The following is a 17,320-nucleotide window of genomic DNA, read 5'->3' on the forward strand; positions in this document are numbered from 1 at the left end:
CCCTCCTTAGATCTCTCCCTTTTTGTATTTTTCAACAATATTGACGGCTTTTTCTGGATTCAATAAACCGTGCGCCTTACCATTTACTGTCATAACCGGTCCTAATCCACAGGCACCAAGACACCTGACTACTTCAAGTGATAACAAACCATCATCTGTTGTTTCACCAGCCTCAAGATTATATTTTGACTTTATTTTTTCTATAATTTCCGCTGAGCCCTTAACATAACAGGCAGTTCCTTTACAAAGTGCAATCTGATACTTACCCTTGGGCCTTTCCGAAAAATGTGCATAAAAAGACATAACACTGGCTACCTCACCTGGGGTTATCTTTAATCCCCTGGCAATCTTTTTCTGAACAGCCTTAGGAACAAAACCTATTAATTCCTGTGCCTGGTGAAGGACTTCCAGCAAGGCATCTTCCTGTCCCCTGTTTTTTTCTATAATCCCCTCCAGTTCCTGATGTACAATATCAATTACTGATTCCTCTTCCCGTTCTTTTACTATCTCTGCTAATTTAGTACTCACCCGACTCCAATCCACTTCCTTTAGTTCCTGGAGTTCTTTTTCAAGTAGTGCTGACATAATATGCCCCCTTAATAGTTAAATTTGGTTTGTGAACGTGATATTTTTCTCAATCCCTTACTAAAAAAACCACCACCTTACTCTAGATACTATTTAAATCTAATGAAAAATATTTCACAAATACCTGACATTATTATTTATATGCAGAAGGTATACCAGAAATAGTATCAAGAGATTTATTAATAAAACTTATTATTTAACAAACGCTAAGATGACCATTATACAAGGTAGTTTAACAGTAAATTTATATTAATTATTTTATTTTACGTATAAAAAAAAGCCCCACCAAAAGGAGCTTTTTAAAAATAATGCACATATGCATTGAGTACTTATGTTTAAATCTTTTTGCCTTATTTTAATAACTGATATATCGGCAAGTGTAATATCATACATTTACATGCAGTAGCGCATTAAATAATGCTCTACTGCATTAAGAAAAATATTTCTTTAGTTTTCGAACAATAGTAGACTGATTTACCCCCAGCATTTCAGCCATATCATAGGTGGTCTTCCCCTTTTCTCTGGCCAGTATTAATAATTTCTTTTCCAGCTGGCTAACAGCATCCTGTAGAGGTATAATTCCTTTAATCTCTACTTCAGTATCACTGTTAATCCTTTCAAACTCAATAAACCTCTCTAAAAAATCCTTATCTATCAAACCACCATCAGCTGTAACAACAACCCTTTCCAGTAAATTGGCTACTTCCCTTACATTACCAGGCCAATCATAATCCAACAAGAGCTCACTTAGGTCATCATTCAGTTTTATATCTTTACCGTATTTATTATTAAATAGATTCAAAAAATATCTCACCAGTGCCAGAATATCCTCAGGCCTTTTCCGTAAAGGGGGAATAGTTATGGGAACAACATTTAAACGGTAATATAAATCCTCACGAAAACAATTTTTCTCCACCATTTCCTTTAGATTTTTATTAGTAGCGGTTATTAAACGAAAATCTACTTTAATAGCCTCTATCCCACCAATCCTGGTCAAGCTGTGTTCCTGCAAAACCTGAAGTAACTTAGCCTGCATATTTAAAGGCATTTCTCCAATTTCATCAAGAAATAATGTCCCTCCATCGGCTTTTTCTATCAAACCCTGTTTGCCTTCTCTTTTGGCACCACTAAAGGCCCCTGTTTCATATCCAAAAAGCTCTGATTCCAGAAGGCTTTCCGGGATAGCAGCACAATTTATTTTCACCAGCACATCCCTGGCCTGACTCTGTTCATGAATATATCGGGCAATAACCTCTTTACCTACCCCTGACTCACCCATTAGTAAGACACTTGAATCTGTATTGCTTATCTTTCTAGACAGGTTCAAAATATTCTCCATAATAACCGAATTAGCTATTATATGACCTGGATTATCATCATTATCATGATTTATATCTCCCTGCAGGTATTCCCTTAATTTCTCTTTCTCATTACTACTCTCATTAAGTTTATTTAATTCAGAGAGGTTTCTGGTATTAGCTACAACATGTAATACATCACCAGCATTATCCAGCAGTGGGCTGCCTGTTGTCAGCAATCGCTGCCCATTTTTAGTATTTTGTATCAAGGTAATTTCCCGTTTTTCCCGAAGACACAGCCTGGAAACCGAAGGGTAAATATATCTCTCTTCCTCCAATTGAAGGACATTCTTATGGAGTATCTCTTCTTTTGAAAGACCAAGTAAAGATAAATAGGCCTCATTTACCCTCTCAATCTCCCCCTTCTTATTTACCATAATCATACCATCATATGATGTATTAATAAGGGTATCCAGCTCCCTGTTTAGCTCCTGAACCCTTTTTATCTCTGTTCTTTTTTCACTTAAGAGGTAAGGCAGGCACATTTCTACCTCTGCTAATCCCTGATAAACAGCTACTGCCTTTTCTCTACATGATGAATATCCACAGGCCCCACAATCAAGTAAATCACTCTCATCATATTTGCCAGTCTGAGCTAAAATATGCCATATTTCCTTCTCAAGAGGCTGGTCAAGTTCTTTATAGTCAATCTGAAATGAGGTTGACAGGTCAAGTAATCCTATCTTATCCCATGAATAGACCCCTGTCCTGTCCAAGGCCTGATTATTAATATAATCATCAACTGCCCTCTCTTTTTTAAAATAATTCCCCTGGGCAAGGTCAACACCATTTATACAACCATCACAAAATAATATATCAACAAATTCCGGAGATATCTCTTTATCCAGCAGGCTATTAAATAATTCAAAAACCTTTTGACTGCCTTCAACCTTCAGGAAAGAATTTATACTACGATCATAATTACTACTGACAGCTGTTAATAAACCACCTGCCAGAGGCAAAGCCCTGGCCTCATCTGTAGGCTGAATCACCCTGGAAACAGCAGAATCCAAATCTTTCTCTTTAGATTCAGGGACTTTAATCCCTTTTAAACTGTTAATCTCACTAAAGGTTAAGACAAAACAATCTTTGAGATCATTAAACTCACCTTTTTTTGCCAGACATGGACCGATCATTACTACCTTAGAATCAGGGCCCTCTATTAGTTTAATATAACGATAAAGAGCCATCATCGGTGAAACAATAGGCACCAGATTTTCTACCAGTTGAGGGTAATGTTTTTGTATAAGATTTACTATCACAGGGCAGGCAGAACTAATCAGAGGTTTATCAGCTTTAGTCTTTAATAATTTACTATATTCCCCAATTATTAACTGAGCCCCCCAGGCCACTTCATATACCTCAGCAAAACCAATAGAATAAAGCATAGCTATCCAGTCATCTGCAGTGAAATCATCTTCCACTTCGTAAGATGGAAAACTGGGGGCAATTCCCGCAATTACCCTCTCCCCAGCTGCCAGCAGTTTCCTTACCTCTGCTGTTTCATCACGGACTTTTTTGGCCCCCTGTGAACAAACCCGAACACAATTTCCACAGTGAATACATCTATCTCCTAAAACCTCAGCTTGACCATCTTTAACCCTAACTGCCTTGGCAGGGCAATTCCTGACACAGGCATAGCACTCATGACATCTATCTTCAATAGTCCGAATTAAATTGACTGGATCTGCCATATATTTCACCCCTTCTTGTCTTGTAAACAGTCTTACTTCTTCCCTTTGACACACAAGCTAAGACATGTTAAAATAACTAAAAGAATATGAATCTAGCATAAATAGGTATAAGCTGCTATAGGAAAGGAACGATTCCTCTTGAGTTTAGAAATAGTAATTAATCAGATACTGGTTTTATTTTTTATTATCCTGATCGGCTATGCAGCCAGAAAAAAAGATTTAATTAGTGAGGAGATAAATAAAGGTCTTTCCCGCATAATGATGGATATAACCCTACCTGCCTTGATTATATATAATATAATAAGTGTAGAGTTAAGCACTGAATTGCTGAACAATCTAATTTTACTAACAGTTATTACATTTATTAGTTACCTCTTTGTTTTAGTATTATCCAGTATAATATCAAATAAGATAACAAAGGATCCACATAGAAAGACTGTCTTTAAAACCCTGCTTATTTTTGCTAATGTAGGTTATATGGGTCTACCAGTCCTTAATGCTATCTATCCTGATAGGGGCATATTGTACGGCATTATTAATAATATTATCTTCAATATTATTCTCTGGACATATGGTGTCTATATCTTTATCCAACAAGATAACCCTTCTTCCAAGGGGATTAAACTTAATAAGATACTTAGTAATGGTCTTCTGGCTGTAATCATTGGTTTTATTTTGTTAGGACTAAATATCAAATTAGGCCCTATTAAAGACGCCCTTAACAGTCTGGGAGGAATGACCTTTCCACTATCTATGCTCATTATCGGCAGCTCTCTGACTAATGTCAAATTAAGCACCATTATCAAAGATAAACACATTTATTACCTGTCACTTTTAAAACTTATTATCATTCCAATTATTGGTCTTTTCATCTTAAATCAATTTAATATTCCTGATATTTTAAGGAATATTAGTGTTATACTACTTGCTATGCCATCAGGTGCTATTGGTGTAATCCTTGCCGAACAATATAATGGTGACTATAAATTTGCTTCAGAAGGGGTCTTTATCACCACACTCTGCTCTATAGTCACTATCCCCTTAATAATTGTATTAATAGATATTCTATAACCAAAACCAACTAATCATCAAGTTTATAACTGAGCAGACATTTTTCTTCAGAATCTGGAACCGGACTCCACACCTCAAGGGTATCGGCCCAGCCAGTATAGGTTTGATCCCCTTGACCCTCAAGGTAATAACAAAGTTCGTTAAAGTCCAGCTCTGGAATAGGTCTGCGAGCAAAGAGATTACTGATTATGGTAATATGAAACTCCCATTCCCGGTAGTTCTTCAGAGAGGAAATACCCCTTTTCGCTAGCCCTTCATGTAAGTCCACCGCAAATCCCCGTAAGGATTTTGTCTCTTTCAACTTCAAAACCAGAAAATTATTCTCTGATTTATTAAAACAGGAAAAACTGTCCAGACCAAGCTCTACTACTTTACTTTTTTTGACAAAATTATCAATAACCTTTTTAGCCTCAGCTAAGTGGTCTTTTTTAATCCTATCAATAGTAATATGAAGTTGTGGATAATACCCCTCTTTATACACCTGAAAAGTATCAGCTATTTGTTTTTGTAAATAAGCTGTCCTTTCTAAAACACCGCCAGCTGGCAGTAAAACAACAAATAATTCTTCCGCCAGCACCGCACTTTCTATCATATTTGAAACCCCTTATTAGAATTTTAATTAATTATATCACAAATTCACTCAAATCATCAATCAACCCTTTTTTATGAATTTAAATATCAAAATGGATAAATTTCATGAGAGTGAAAAAACTAAATTAACAGTACACTTTATATAGAAAGGGTAATATCATGCCAAAAAAATATAATAATTCTGAAGATAAAAGAAAGGCTATCTTCAGAGAATTAGTTAGACTTGCCTATGATAAAAGACTTAAAGAAGAAATCAATAAAATCCCCTACCGTTTCTCTGAAAATAAAACTGATCAAAATGAAATAGCTTCCCTGAAAAATAATATCTTAGTCGGTATGGGGCTGAACCCTACTGCTAAGTATGATACTGAAATGGCTGATAGCCTTGAGACTGCTTTTAAACTGGAAAGTATTAAAGAACCTATTGTAACAGTTAACAAAAACATCTGTGAAGAATGCCATGATAATTCCTGTACAGATATCTGTGTTAACAACCCAGAAGAAGGGCTTTTAATTGATAGTGGAAGGTGTATCTCCTGTGGTAAATGCATTACCCACTGCCCTTCCAGAGCTATTGCTGACAAGATTGAATTTATTCCCATAGTAAAATACTTTGAAGAAGGGATCCCTGTTTACGCAAATGTCGCCCCAGCCATTGCCGGCCAATTCGGTGATCATGTAACAATGGGTATGCTACGTACTGCCCTTAAAAATATTGGTTTTACAGACATGGTTGAAGTGGCTCTTTTTGCCGATATATTAAGTCTAAGAGAGGCTGATGAATACAATAAACTGGTTAATCATCAGGATGACTTTTTAATAACCTCCTGCTGTTGCCCAGTATGGATTAATCTCCTAACAAAAAGCTACTCAGAACTAAATGATAGATTAACTAAAACCGTTTCACCAATGATTGCTTCAGGGAGATTTATCAAAACTATCTTTCCTGATGCTGTCACCGTCTTCATCGGCCCCTGTGTAGCCAAAAAAGCCGAAGCAAAGGTTCCAGAGTTAAAAGGTGCCATCGATTATGTGCTTACTTTTGATGAGCTTAAAGAAATATTTCAGGCTTTGACAATTGATTTAACTACTTTAGAAGAAGATAATAAAGAACAGTCTTCTTATGGTGGAAGGGTATATGCCAGGACAGGTGGTGTAAGTGAGGCAGTAAAAATAACAGTTGAGCGTATTAACCCAGATCGAAGATTAAAATTCAAAGCACGACAGGCAGATGGGGTTAAAGACTGTAAAAAACTCCTGGATGACATTATAAATGGTAATATTGAGGCAAACTTTATAGAAGGTATGGGTTGTAAGGGGGGATGTGTAGGTGGACCAAAACGAAATATCAATATTGATAAAGGAAAGAACCATGTAAATAACTATGGAGAACAGGCAAAAATCAAAAATCCTATTGACAATATGAATATCGTCCATATCTTAAAATACATCAGTGGAGTAAGTAAAAAAGAAGAGAAAATAATCGATCAATTATCATATGACAATTTACTCCTCCGTGAATATGAAAAAGATTGACTTTTACGTGTTGACACAACTGATAATCTAATATATCATGTATATTATGTTGTCTTACATAAAAGTTGTGAAAATATGAGGTGAGTATTTTGCAATCAGCTAAAAAGTCGGACCGTCTGGGCCAGGAAGCAATTATACCCTTACTCTTTAGATTAGCTATACCATCAATTATTGCTATGTTTATTCAATCAATGTATAATGTAGTAGACAGTATTTATGTAGGGCGTTACAGTAAAGAAGCCCTAGCAGCACTCTCACTGGCCTACCCTGTTCAGCTTATCCTAATAGCTATTGCTGTAGGAACAGGTGTTGGTACCAGTACATATATATCACGTCAGTTAGGTCAAGGTAATAAAGATAACGCTGAAAATGCTGCTGAACACATTCTACACATAACAGCAGTCTACGGTATTATTGTTGCTTTATTTGGGTATTTTTTCTCTGACATATTAATGGCCTGGTTTACAGATGATCAACAACTTATCACTATGGGGACTGAATATATTAGAATTATATTAATCGGTGCGATAGCACTCTTTATCCCTATGATTGGTAATAATATTTTGCGTGGCGAAGGAAATACCTTCCTACCAATGATCACTATGCTGATCGGTTCTGTTATAAATATTGTACTTGACCCTTTTTTAATCTTTGGAATTGGCTTTTTCCCCAGAATGGGTGTTAGCGGGGCTGCCCTGGCAACAGTTTTTTCCAGGGTTATTAGTGGTTCTTTTTTATTATTTATTCTCTTCAGCAATAAAAATGAATTAAAGATAAATCTAAGAAAAATGGATTTCAACTTATCTATTATTAAATCCATATATATTGTTGGCCTACCAGCTATGGTTATGCAACTATTAGCAAGTGCTATGCTGATTGCTATCAACAAATTCATCTTAGCCCCTCATTCTGATGTTGCTATTGCAGTGGGGGGAATCTATATCAGGTTACAATCCTTTGTATTTATGCCAGTCTTTGGTTTAAATCAGGGGTATATGCCTATCATGGGCTATAATTTTGGTCACAAAAACCCTGAACGCATGAAAAAAACCATGAAAGCAGCCTTTTTGATTGCTACTGCTTTTACCTTGCTGGGTTTTTTAATTTTTCAACTCTTCCCCGAACAACTGATAATGGCTTTTAGTGAAGATACTGATTTGATAACCATGGGTACAACAGCCTTAAAAAAAATTAGCCTGGCTTTTCCCATAATTGGCATTTCAATTATTATCTCTACTACCTTTCAGTCACTTGGTAGTGGTCTTCCCAGCCTTCTATTGTCGATTATAAGGCAAATAATAATCCTACTACCTGTCATGTACTACTTAGGTCAATGGTTTGGCTTTAACAAGATCTGGTATGCCTTTCCCCTATCAGAATTCATTAGTTTAATTCTGGGAGCAGGTTGGCTATATTTTAGATTAAAAAAAGTTTTCTCCTACCTTAGAGAGTGACAGGGGGACGTTTCGTTTGTCACATCCATGACAAACGAAACACTCCCTTATCATTACTTGTCATACTAACTCTTTTCAATTAAATATTTCCAGTAACGCTCTGGCATAAACTGCCGTTGCAGCCTACTATTTTTCCTGTTTTTAATAGCAACACTATCAAAAAAGCCCCTCCATAACTCCTGATATTCTATCTCTTCAGCTGTTAACCTGCCTTGATCCAGTCTCTTTTTCAAATCAGTTAATACCCATTCCTGCTGATTATAGATAACTGCTTTTTCACGTTTGAGGTCATGGATAATCCAGTTTTGATCAACCAGCCTTTTTGCAAAATGTGGTGCCATTAAGGTAATAACATTATGATCCGGTTCAAAAGGGGCATAATATATATCTCCTGCTATCTTTCTAAAACGCAGCAGCCCTAGTAGACGGTGGCGTTCACCACTTACTTTATTGTAAATTTTATTTAATTTTAATACCAGCTTATTACTTAAATGGCCGTCTATTTTCTGTCCAATAGTAAATCCCATTCTTAAATACCGGTAGATTTTCATCTCAATATCATCTAATTCAGATAAGTAGGCATAATAAATCTTTTGTAATGACCTATTTGATATTTTCTTTTTAACTGCTCGATAAACACGGTCAAATTTCTCCATATCTGTTTTTATTATTACCTTTTCAGCAAATAATGCTGGCTGATATTTATTGGAACTGATAATGTAATTCGGTTTATGTTCATAGTAATAAGCCTGATAAATAGCAGTCATTAGTCCAGGAAAACTGCCATCATATAGATAATAATAAAGAGGCATCTATTCACCACTCTCCAGAAAGGCTAGGGATCTGGTCTCTTTCCCGACCGGCTCCTGAAAAAGTGATAATTGCTCTCCAGTATCACTTTTCCCACTTATAAGTCTTGATTTGATCAGGTCTTCCCTAATCGGTATACCACCATAATATTTCCCTTTACAGGTAATAAAGTACCTTGCCCTTTTTAAGGCTGTTCCAAAGTTCTTTAAATCATCATAATCAATACTGCCTGTCTTCCGGGCAGACATAATTCGACGGGCAGATTTCACCCCTAAACCAGGAATTCTAAGTAATTGTTGATAACTGGCTGTATTGATCTCCATGGGAAATACTTCTAAATGATTCAAAGCCCAATTGGCCTTGGGATCAAGGTCAGCATCAAAATTAGGATTCTTATTATCAAGGAGTTCTTCAGCATTAAACCCATAAAACCTTAACAACCAGTCAGCCTGATATAATCTGTGTTCACGTAATAATGGCGGGTTTTTTATAGCAGGTAATGTTGGGGTATTATTTACCGGAACATAGGCAGAATAATAAACCCTTTTCAGGCTCAACTTATTATATAAACCCTCTGATAACTTTAAGATATGAAAATCAGATTCTGGACTGGCCCCAACAATCAACTGGGTACTCTGCCCGGCTGGCACAAATTTGGGCACTTTCTTTTTAGAATTCTTCTCTTCCTTATTATTTTTAATCATTGTACCAATTTCTCTCATTGGTTCTATAATAGCATTCATTTCTTTCTGGGGGGCCAGTAATTTTAAACTTTTTCGTGATGGGAGTTCGATATTAACACTCATTCTATCCGCATATCTACCTGCTGCTAATATTAGCGAATAATCAGCACCTGGTATTGCCTTAAGGTGTATATAACCGTTAAACTTAAATTCTTCGCGTAATTTGCGTACAGTCTGCAAGAGTAATTCCATGGTATAATCTGGACTCTTAATCACAGCAGAACTTAAAAACAGACCTTCTATGTAATTCCTGCGATAAAAATTAACCGTTAAATTAACCACTTCATCAGGTGTAAAGGCAGCCCGCGGCAGGTCATTTGAAGAACGGTTAACACAATATTCACAGTCATAGATACAGTAGTTAGTAAAAAGTATCTTCAATAGTGAGATACACCGTCCATCATCTGACCAGCTGTGACAGATACCACTAACAGCCGCATTCCCGATTCCACCAGGAGTATTCTGGCGTTTACTCCCACTGGAAGAACAAGAAACATCATATTTAGCTGCAGCTGATAGGATATTTAGTTTATCTAATAAATCCATCACAAACGCTCCCTTAGCTATAATTAACTACAAACAATTATTTGTTTATTTTAATTATAGCATACGCGTGTTCTGGGTGCAAGGGGACTATTTTCAATCAATCAAGTAATTTTTTTTGATATTTACTTAGAAAATAATTAATAAATTTTTTCATTAAATTATTCATTTTAATATCTTTTTTTACTAAAACACCTATTTCCCAAAAGGCTGAAGAAGTATCCAAAGGAATACTAAGAATATGTTTGTAATTTTCTATATGAATTAGGTTTTCAACAAAAATAAATATCCCCTTATTTAAATTAACAAAATCATAAGCAATATTTAAATCATGACTACATCTACTATATATTTCAGGAAGAAAACCAGCCTTTTTAAATTCTTCTCTAAGAACTAATTGCATCCTAAAAGTATCATCTAATAATATGAGTTTTTCATTTTTTAGATCAGAAAATTTTATGTCATTTTTTTTGGCAAGGGAATTTTTTTTATTTATAACTGCAGCAAAATTATCCCTTGTAAGGGCAAAAAAAGAAAAATCTTCATCATTTCTTGGATTAACAGTAAAAGCCATATCAATATTTCCTTCTTGAACATTTTTTTCGCAAGAAACATCAGAAAACTCAGATATATTAATTTCTATCCCTAAATACTCTCTACAATTTTCTAAGACTTCTTTTGAATCTAAAATTTGTAGAGTTCCTGGTGAAAATCCAACTTTTAATTCCCTTTGCTCTTTTTTTACTTTTTCTTCAATATTATTAAGAAACTCATTGAAATTATTAAGTAGAGTTTTAGCCTCAGGATATAAATATTTGCTCAGCTCAGTAAGTGTTACTCCTCGAGAATTTCTATGAAAAAGAGGAGCACCTATTTCTTTTTCTATATTAGCAATTATTCTACTCAAAGCTTGCTGTGATATATATAACTCTTTTGCAGTTTTAGTAAAGTTCTTATGTTCACATAGCATAGTAAAATATTTTAAATCACTTATTTCCACATTATCACCTCAAATAATAAGAGCATATATTGATAATTATACAATACATGCTCTTATTAATACAAGCTTCTACTCACACTAGCTTACTTTTTTGTCATTAATAATTATCGTAAATCTTTTCTAAGATATTCTTCACTTCTCTTTCATTTAACTTTTTTGGAATAAATTGATAACATGGGTCACTAATAACCATTTTAGCTGTCCCTATAAATTCATCCCTGGGTATATCTAATTCTTTACACGACTTAATATTAACTTTTTTGAGAAATTCTCTTATACTTTTCGCTGCTTTTTCCGCAATTTTACTACTATTTTCATTTTCTTTAAATATAATACCCATTGCTTCAGCAACTATTTTAACTTTTTCCGCTTTTACTCCAGCCGCATAAATCATAACCTCTGGTAAAGCAAGCCCACAGATTACTCCATGTGTAATATGAAATTTAGCGCCTATTGCATGTGCAATTGCATGTCCTAAATGTACAAGAGAATCATTAAAAGCAATACCAGCAAAATTACTAGCAATTAAAAGATTTGACCGTGCTACAAGATTTCTTGGGTCACTAATTGCTAGTGGAAGATTATTTATCACCTTAATTATTGCATCTTTTGCCAATAATTCTGATTTTGGATTGCCTTCTTTAGCTGTAATAGCTTCTGCAGCATGTGCTAAAGTATCAATACCTGTATTTGCTGTGTTTTCCACTGGAAGAGTTAGTGTTGTTTCAGGATCTAATATTCCCAAACTTGCATTACAAATAACTGAGTTTTTAGCATTATTACTTGTATCTGTTACTACTGCAATAGATGTACTTTCACTCCCAGTACCTGCTGTTGTAGATATCATTATAACAGGTACACCAGGATTATAAACTGGCTGTCCAAAGTAATTGTTAATTGGAAGTGGATTATTTACTAAAATATTTATTGCTTTTGCTGCATCCATAGGGCTCCCACCACCAATAGCTATAATACCATCTATATCTTCTTTTTGAGCCAGTTTACCACCTTCATTTATGATATAATCTGGTGGATCAGGTATTATTTTAGAAAACTCTACAACTTTTATACCTGCTTCTTTCAAATTCTTTAATGCCTTTGAATAAAAATCAAGTTTGATAATTTCTTTATCAGATACTACCATTACTTTACTACAACCAAGTTTTTTTGTCTCATTCCCAAGCAAATTTAAGGAACCTTCTCCATAAATAATAGGGCATGCCTGTGCATATCTTGCCATTTTATTTTCCCCTTTCAGTTTACAGATTATATGCTTCTTTAAATCCTGCTTCAACTGCATTTCTTATTTTTCCAACTTGGAAAGCATCACCAAGTATTTTTACTCTATTAAAATTTTGCTTTATTTCTGATACTAAATTATTATCTGGTATTCTGCCAAGAGATAGGATAATAAAATCAAAGTCAAATGACTTTTCAAGATTTTCTTTAGTATTTTCAAATGATGCTTTTCCCTTATCTATTTTAATTAATTTATGATTAGGATATAAATCTACATTTAATTCATTTAGATAATTTAAGTGATCTATTAAATTTTGAAAATACAAATCTCCTCCAATACTATCATCCATTTCAAATACACTTACTTGATTTTTCTCTTCCGCTAATAAATGAGCTGTTTCTAAACCTGTCATTCCTGAACCAATCACAGCTATTTTCTTTTGAGTTAATTTAATATCTCCATTTAATATATCAAGGCATGTTAATACTTCTTTATTATCAACACCAGGGATATTATCAGGAATTATCGGATTTGAACCTTGTGCTATAAAAACAGCATAGGGATTTAATTCTACTAAGTCTTCTAAAACTGGCCTAGTATTAAGATGAATTTCTACTTCATATTTTTTTACCTGGTTTCTTAAATACTCTATCAGCCAATTGATCTTATCTTTTTTAGGGGGTTTTTTAGCAATTTTCAATTGACCACCCAGTTTACTACTTTTTTCAAAAATTACAGGTTTAAAACCCCTTTTAGCTAATATTCTTGCAGCTTCTAATCCGGATGGCCCAGCACCAATAATTACGACAGTTCTACCATCACCATCTTTTTTAAAATTATTATAGGTTAATTCCTGACCAGCTTTTATATTTATTGAACACTGACAGGATGTTCCACTTATATCAGCCTCCATCAATGTTTGCATACAATACAAACAGGAAATACATCTCCTCAATTCATCAAATCTTCCTGCTTTGGCTTTATTAGACCATTCTGGGTCAGCATAATGTTGTCTTGCTGAGCCAACAAAATCAACTTTCTGCTCTTTAATTATTTGATCGGCATACTCCGGATCCCTAATTACAGAAACACCAATAACCGGAATATTAACAGATTTTTTGATAGTTTCAGAAAGATAAATTTTCCAACCCTGCTCAAAAGAAGAGGGTTCCCAAGCCACATTCATACTCTCATAAATTCCTGAAGTGACATTAATTGCATCTACACCTAATTCTTCTAAATATTTGGCAATTTTTACTCCATCTTTTAACTTTAATCCTTTGTCTCTTAATCCTATTTTATCCAGAAATTCATCAACAGTTAATCTTACAATAATTGGGAATTCTTTTCCGCATTTTTTTCTTATACCCTTAATTATTGCTTCCAAAAATCTAATTCTATTTTTAAAGTTACCACCATAATCATCAGTTCTATGGTTGGTATAGCTGCTTAAAAATTGATTTATCAAATATCCATGTGCAGCATGAATCTCAACACCATCTATACCAGCTTTTTTAACTCTAAGTGCCCCATCAACAAATTTTTCTATCATATTTACTATTTCTTCTTTAGTCATAGCCCTAGTAGGTTGATGTACTGTCTGACATTCAATTGAACTGGGTGCTAACATAGGCTCATTGCCATTTATTGCGCTAATTCCCTGTCTGCCAGGATGATAAATTTGTACGACAATTTTGCTACCATATTGATGGACTTCATTTGCAAGTTTTTCTAACCCACTTATACAGTTATCATTTTCAACTGAAATTTGACAATTATTGCCTTTTCCTTGTGTATCTACATAAGCACATTCTGTAAAAATAATCCCTACTCCACCCTTAGCCCGGGCTCCATAAAAAGCAAGATCGGCCTCAGAGACTGTACCATCAGCATTTGCTAAATGGTTTCCCATAGCTGTCATAACAATCCTATTTTTGCTTTCAATCGAAGCAATTTTACCTTTTGAAAACAAGTTCTCTAGCATAAAACTCCTCACCTCTCTTTTGTTATTTGCTTCACATATATATTTTAAAGTATATTTGCACTTTTTTGAAACATAAAATTATTGTATCAACTACAATAAAATAGGGTAATAACCAATCTTACTGATACTAAATCCGTAGCAGAGTTTTGGGATGAATTTACAAACATTAAAAAAACCCCCAAGAAAAATTTAGTTCCCTGGGAGTTTTATATACAAGTATTAAATAAAAAGACTCATATTTGCTTCATCAGATTCACCTAAGAAAGTAGCTACACCACCAACCTCTACTCCATCAATAAGCTCTTCCTTTTTTATCCCCATAACATCCATTGACATCTGGCAAGCTACCATTTTAACACCATTTGCTTTAGCTTGACCTATCAAGTCTTCAAGGGAATCAACACCCTTTTCCTTCATTACACGCCTAATCATTTGAGCCCCAAAACCAAACATATTCATATTGGAAAGGGGTAGTTTATTGCTACCTCGGGGCATCATCTTGCCAAACATCTTATCCATAAAACTCTTATTAACATCAACCCGCTGATCTTTTCTTAAAATGTTTAAACCCCAGAAAGTAAAAAACATTGTAATCTCATTACCCATAGCAGCAGCCCCATTAGCAATTATAAAAGAAGCAATAGCCCTATCTAGTTCACCACTAAAAACAACCATGGTCTTTTTCTTTTTAGGCTGTTGTTTATTAGCCATAGTCTCTGTCTCATCTAAACCCTTCATAATAGAAACCATATATTTACCGTTTTCTTCTTTACTTTCCATTAGCCTATTACCAGTGTTTTTACACCAGGCAGCAATATCATGAGAAAAACCAGCATCAGTAGCAGTAACTTCTAGAATGTCGCCCTCGTCAAGGGTTTCTATCATCTGATAGACCTGCATGATTGGACCGGGACACTGCAAGCCACAGGCATCAAGTTCTACTGTCTGGCCTGCCTTTTTTTGCAAAACTTTCTCCCCTACTATTTTTCCTTCTTCAGGATTAGAAGCAGAGTATACCTCTTCTTGACCTGGTTCTTCAGCAAGCTCTTTATTATTCATCTCTACAGCACTATAAAGTTTATAACCACCTACCAGGTTTTTAACCTTATTAAAACCATGTTGTAGTAAAATACGACAGGCAATATATCCCCTGAGCCCTACAGCACAATACACAACAACCTCCTTATTCTTATCTAGCTCATCAAGCCTATCCCGTAGACTATTTACTGGAATATGCATAGCACCCTCTATCATTCCCAGCTGTACCTCTACATCTTCTCGTACATCAAGTAATATTACATTATCATGCAGCTTATCTATTTCATGATATTGAATAGGTTCTACTATATTTTTCAGAATATTACCAGCAGCAAAGCCAGCCATATTAACTGGATCTTTAGCAGAACCATATGGTGGAGCATAGGCCAGTTCTAATTCCTGTAGATCAAATACAGTAAGACCATGTCTGACCGCTGTTGCCATTACATCTATTCTTTTATCAACACCATCATGCCCAATAATCTGTGCCCCCAATAATTTACCCTCTTGAGCGGTAAAGATTATTTTAATAAACATGGGACTGGCCCCTGGATAATAACCGGCATGATTATTAGAATTTGTATAGGAAACCTGATATGCTATATCATCCTCTTTTAATAATTTCTCATTATTTCCAGTAGTAGCAACAGTCATATCAAATACCTTGGCAATTGATGTAGCCTGTGTCGCCCGATATTTTTCATTATTACCATGAGTAATATTATTAGCAGTTATCCTTCCCTGTTTATTGGCCGGACCAGCCAGTGGTAAAAGGGATGGTTTACCACTAATCAGATTATTCACCTCAATTGCATCACCAAGGGCATATATATTTTCAGCAGAAGTCTGTAAATACTCATTTACCTTAATACCGCCAGTAGGTCCTAATGCCAGTTCAGCCCCTTCTGCTAACTCTACATTTGGTCTGACCCCAATTGACATAATAACCATGTCTGTGGCTATCTCTTGACCACTTTCTAGTACAACATTAGTATTACCATTTTTATTTTTAACTGCTTTAATACCATCTTTTAAATACAGTTTAATTCCTTTCATTCTGAGGTGATTATGAACCATAGCAGCCATTTCATAGTCTAAAGGACTTAGAACCTGGTCTAACATCTCCACCAGAGATACCTCTATTCCCCTCTCCTGAAGGCTTTCTGCCATTTCAATGCCAATATAACCTCCACCAACTACTACAGCTTTTTTAGGGACTTTAGATTTTAAATAGTCATTTATTCTATCAGTATCTGGTATGTTTCTCAATGTAAAAACATTATTACTATCAATACCTTCAATTGCCGGTTTAAATGGTTCAGCACCAGGTGAAAGAACCAGATAATCATAACTTTCAGTAAAAATCTGGCCATTTTTTAAGTCTTTTACTAAAACTTCTTTCTTTTCCTTATCAATAGACTTAACTTCATGATTTACTTTAACACTTATATTAAAACGGGCTTCCATTGCCTCTGGTGTCTGTACCAGTAATCTTTCTCTATTTTTAATAACTCCACCAATATGATATGGCAGACCACAGTTGGCAAAGGATATATGGTCTCCTCTTTCATAAATAACGATATCTGCCTCTTCGTCAAGTCTTCTCAAGCGAGCAGCTGTACTAGCACCCCCTGCAACACCACCAACAATAACAACCTTCTTGGCCATTATAA

12 protein-coding genes are annotated in these 17,320 nt (G+C 35.0%); 3 read left to right on the forward strand and 9 right to left on the reverse strand.

Annotated elements, in window-relative coordinates; genetic code table 11:
- Positions 1-6 precede the first annotated feature (6 nt).
- Both D7D81_RS17380 and D7D81_RS17385 read right to left on the reverse strand, forming a co-directional pair.
- On the reverse strand, positions 7-585 hold the full coding sequence (locus tag D7D81_RS17380; RefSeq protein WP_125991290.1) for an NADH-quinone oxidoreductase subunit NuoE family protein: 579 nt from the start codon (positions 583-585) through the stop codon (positions 7-9).
- A 430-nt stretch (positions 586-1,015) separates the two neighbouring features.
- Positions 1,016-3,637, reverse strand: coding sequence for a sigma 54-interacting transcriptional regulator (locus D7D81_RS17385; RefSeq protein ID WP_125991291.1), 2,622 nt, complete (start codon positions 3,635-3,637; stop codon positions 1,016-1,018).
- Positions 3,638-3,775: 138 nt separating this feature from the next.
- Between D7D81_RS17385 and D7D81_RS17390 the strand changes: the two genes are divergently transcribed.
- Positions 3,776-4,708 carry an AEC family transporter gene (locus D7D81_RS17390; protein WP_125991292.1) on the forward strand — a complete coding sequence of 311 codons (933 nt, stop codon included), beginning with the start codon at positions 3,776-3,778 and terminating at the stop codon, positions 4,706-4,708.
- Positions 4,709-4,718: 10 nt separating this feature from the next.
- On the opposite strand, the gene D7D81_RS17395 is transcribed toward D7D81_RS17390, so the two are convergent.
- Positions 4,719-5,300: a 2'-5' RNA ligase family protein gene (locus tag D7D81_RS17395; protein WP_125991293.1), complete on the reverse strand. Its 582-nt coding sequence runs from the start codon at positions 5,298-5,300 to the stop codon at positions 4,719-4,721.
- Between the two features lie 158 nt (positions 5,301-5,458).
- Between D7D81_RS17395 and D7D81_RS17400 the strand changes: the two genes are divergently transcribed.
- Positions 5,459-6,835: a [Fe-Fe] hydrogenase large subunit C-terminal domain-containing protein gene (locus D7D81_RS17400; RefSeq protein ID WP_125991294.1), complete on the forward strand. Its 1,377-nt coding sequence runs from the start codon at positions 5,459-5,461 to the stop codon at positions 6,833-6,835.
- 89 nt (positions 6,836-6,924) lie between these two features.
- Positions 6,925-8,289: an MATE family efflux transporter gene (locus D7D81_RS17405; protein WP_125991295.1), complete on the forward strand. Its 1,365-nt coding sequence runs from the start codon at positions 6,925-6,927 to the stop codon at positions 8,287-8,289.
- 65 nt (positions 8,290-8,354) lie between these two features.
- Here the strand turns inward: D7D81_RS17405 and D7D81_RS17410 are convergent, their stop codons facing one another.
- The 6 genes from D7D81_RS17410 to D7D81_RS17435 all read right to left on the reverse strand — a co-directional run bounded on the left by D7D81_RS17410 (position 8,355) and on the right by D7D81_RS17435 (position 17,315).
- Positions 8,355-9,101 carry a TIGR03915 family putative DNA repair protein gene (locus D7D81_RS17410; protein ID WP_125991296.1) on the reverse strand — a complete coding sequence of 249 codons (747 nt, stop codon included), beginning with the start codon at positions 9,099-9,101 and terminating at the stop codon, positions 8,355-8,357.
- Positions 9,102-10,388: a putative DNA modification/repair radical SAM protein gene (locus D7D81_RS17415; protein WP_125991297.1), complete on the reverse strand. Its 1,287-nt coding sequence runs from the start codon at positions 10,386-10,388 to the stop codon at positions 9,102-9,104.
- Positions 10,389-10,485: 97 nt separating this feature from the next.
- Positions 10,486-11,385: a LysR family transcriptional regulator gene (locus D7D81_RS17420; protein WP_125991298.1), complete on the reverse strand. Its 900-nt coding sequence runs from the start codon at positions 11,383-11,385 to the stop codon at positions 10,486-10,488.
- A gap of 97 nt (positions 11,386-11,482) precedes the next feature.
- A complete protein-coding gene (locus D7D81_RS17425) occupies positions 11,483-12,625 on the reverse strand; it encodes an iron-containing alcohol dehydrogenase (RefSeq protein ID WP_125991299.1) in 1,143 nt (380 codons plus the stop codon).
- Positions 12,626-12,644: 19 nt separating this feature from the next.
- A complete protein-coding gene (locus D7D81_RS17430) occupies positions 12,645-14,609 on the reverse strand; it encodes an oxidoreductase (RefSeq protein ID WP_125991300.1) in 1,965 nt (654 codons plus the stop codon).
- A 219-nt stretch (positions 14,610-14,828) separates the two neighbouring features.
- Positions 14,829-17,315 carry a CoA-disulfide reductase gene (locus D7D81_RS17435; RefSeq protein WP_125991301.1) on the reverse strand — a complete coding sequence of 829 codons (2,487 nt, stop codon included), beginning with the start codon at positions 17,313-17,315 and terminating at the stop codon, positions 14,829-14,831.
- Positions 17,316-17,320 lie beyond the last annotated feature (5 nt).

This window comes from Halocella sp. SP3-1, from assembly GCF_003953885.1.
Taxonomy (GTDB): Bacteria; Bacillota; Halanaerobiia; order Halanaerobiales; family DTU029; genus Iocasia; species Iocasia fonsfrigidae.

What these genes read in the sequence shown, in the direction of transcription:
- D7D81_RS17430 (WP_125991300.1), bottom strand. Translation starts at nt 14,609, where the DNA reads ATGCTAGAGAACTTGTTTTCAAAAGGTAAAATTGCTTCGATTGAAAGC.
- D7D81_RS17410 (WP_125991296.1), bottom strand. Translation starts at nt 9,101, where the DNA reads ATGCCTCTTTATTATTATCTATATGATGGCAGTTTTCCTGGACTAATG.
- D7D81_RS17435 (WP_125991301.1), bottom strand. Translation starts at nt 17,315, where the DNA reads ATGGCCAAGAAGGTTGTTATTGTTGGTGGTGTTGCAGGGGGTGCTAGT.
- D7D81_RS17380 (WP_125991290.1), bottom strand. Translation starts at nt 585, where the DNA reads ATGTCAGCACTACTTGAAAAAGAACTCCAGGAACTAAAGGAAGTGGAT.
- D7D81_RS17395 (WP_125991293.1), bottom strand. Translation starts at nt 5,300, where the DNA reads ATGATAGAAAGTGCGGTGCTGGCGGAAGAATTATTTGTTGTTTTACTG.
- D7D81_RS17425 (WP_125991299.1), bottom strand. Translation starts at nt 12,625, where the DNA reads ATGGCAAGATATGCACAGGCATGCCCTATTATTTATGGAGAAGGTTCC.
- D7D81_RS17400 (WP_125991294.1), top strand. Translation starts at nt 5,459, where the DNA reads ATGCCAAAAAAATATAATAATTCTGAAGATAAAAGAAAGGCTATCTTC.
- D7D81_RS17415 (WP_125991297.1), bottom strand. Translation starts at nt 10,388, where the DNA reads ATGGATTTATTAGATAAACTAAATATCCTATCAGCTGCAGCTAAATAT.
- D7D81_RS17385 (WP_125991291.1), bottom strand. Translation starts at nt 3,637, where the DNA reads ATGGCAGATCCAGTCAATTTAATTCGGACTATTGAAGATAGATGTCAT.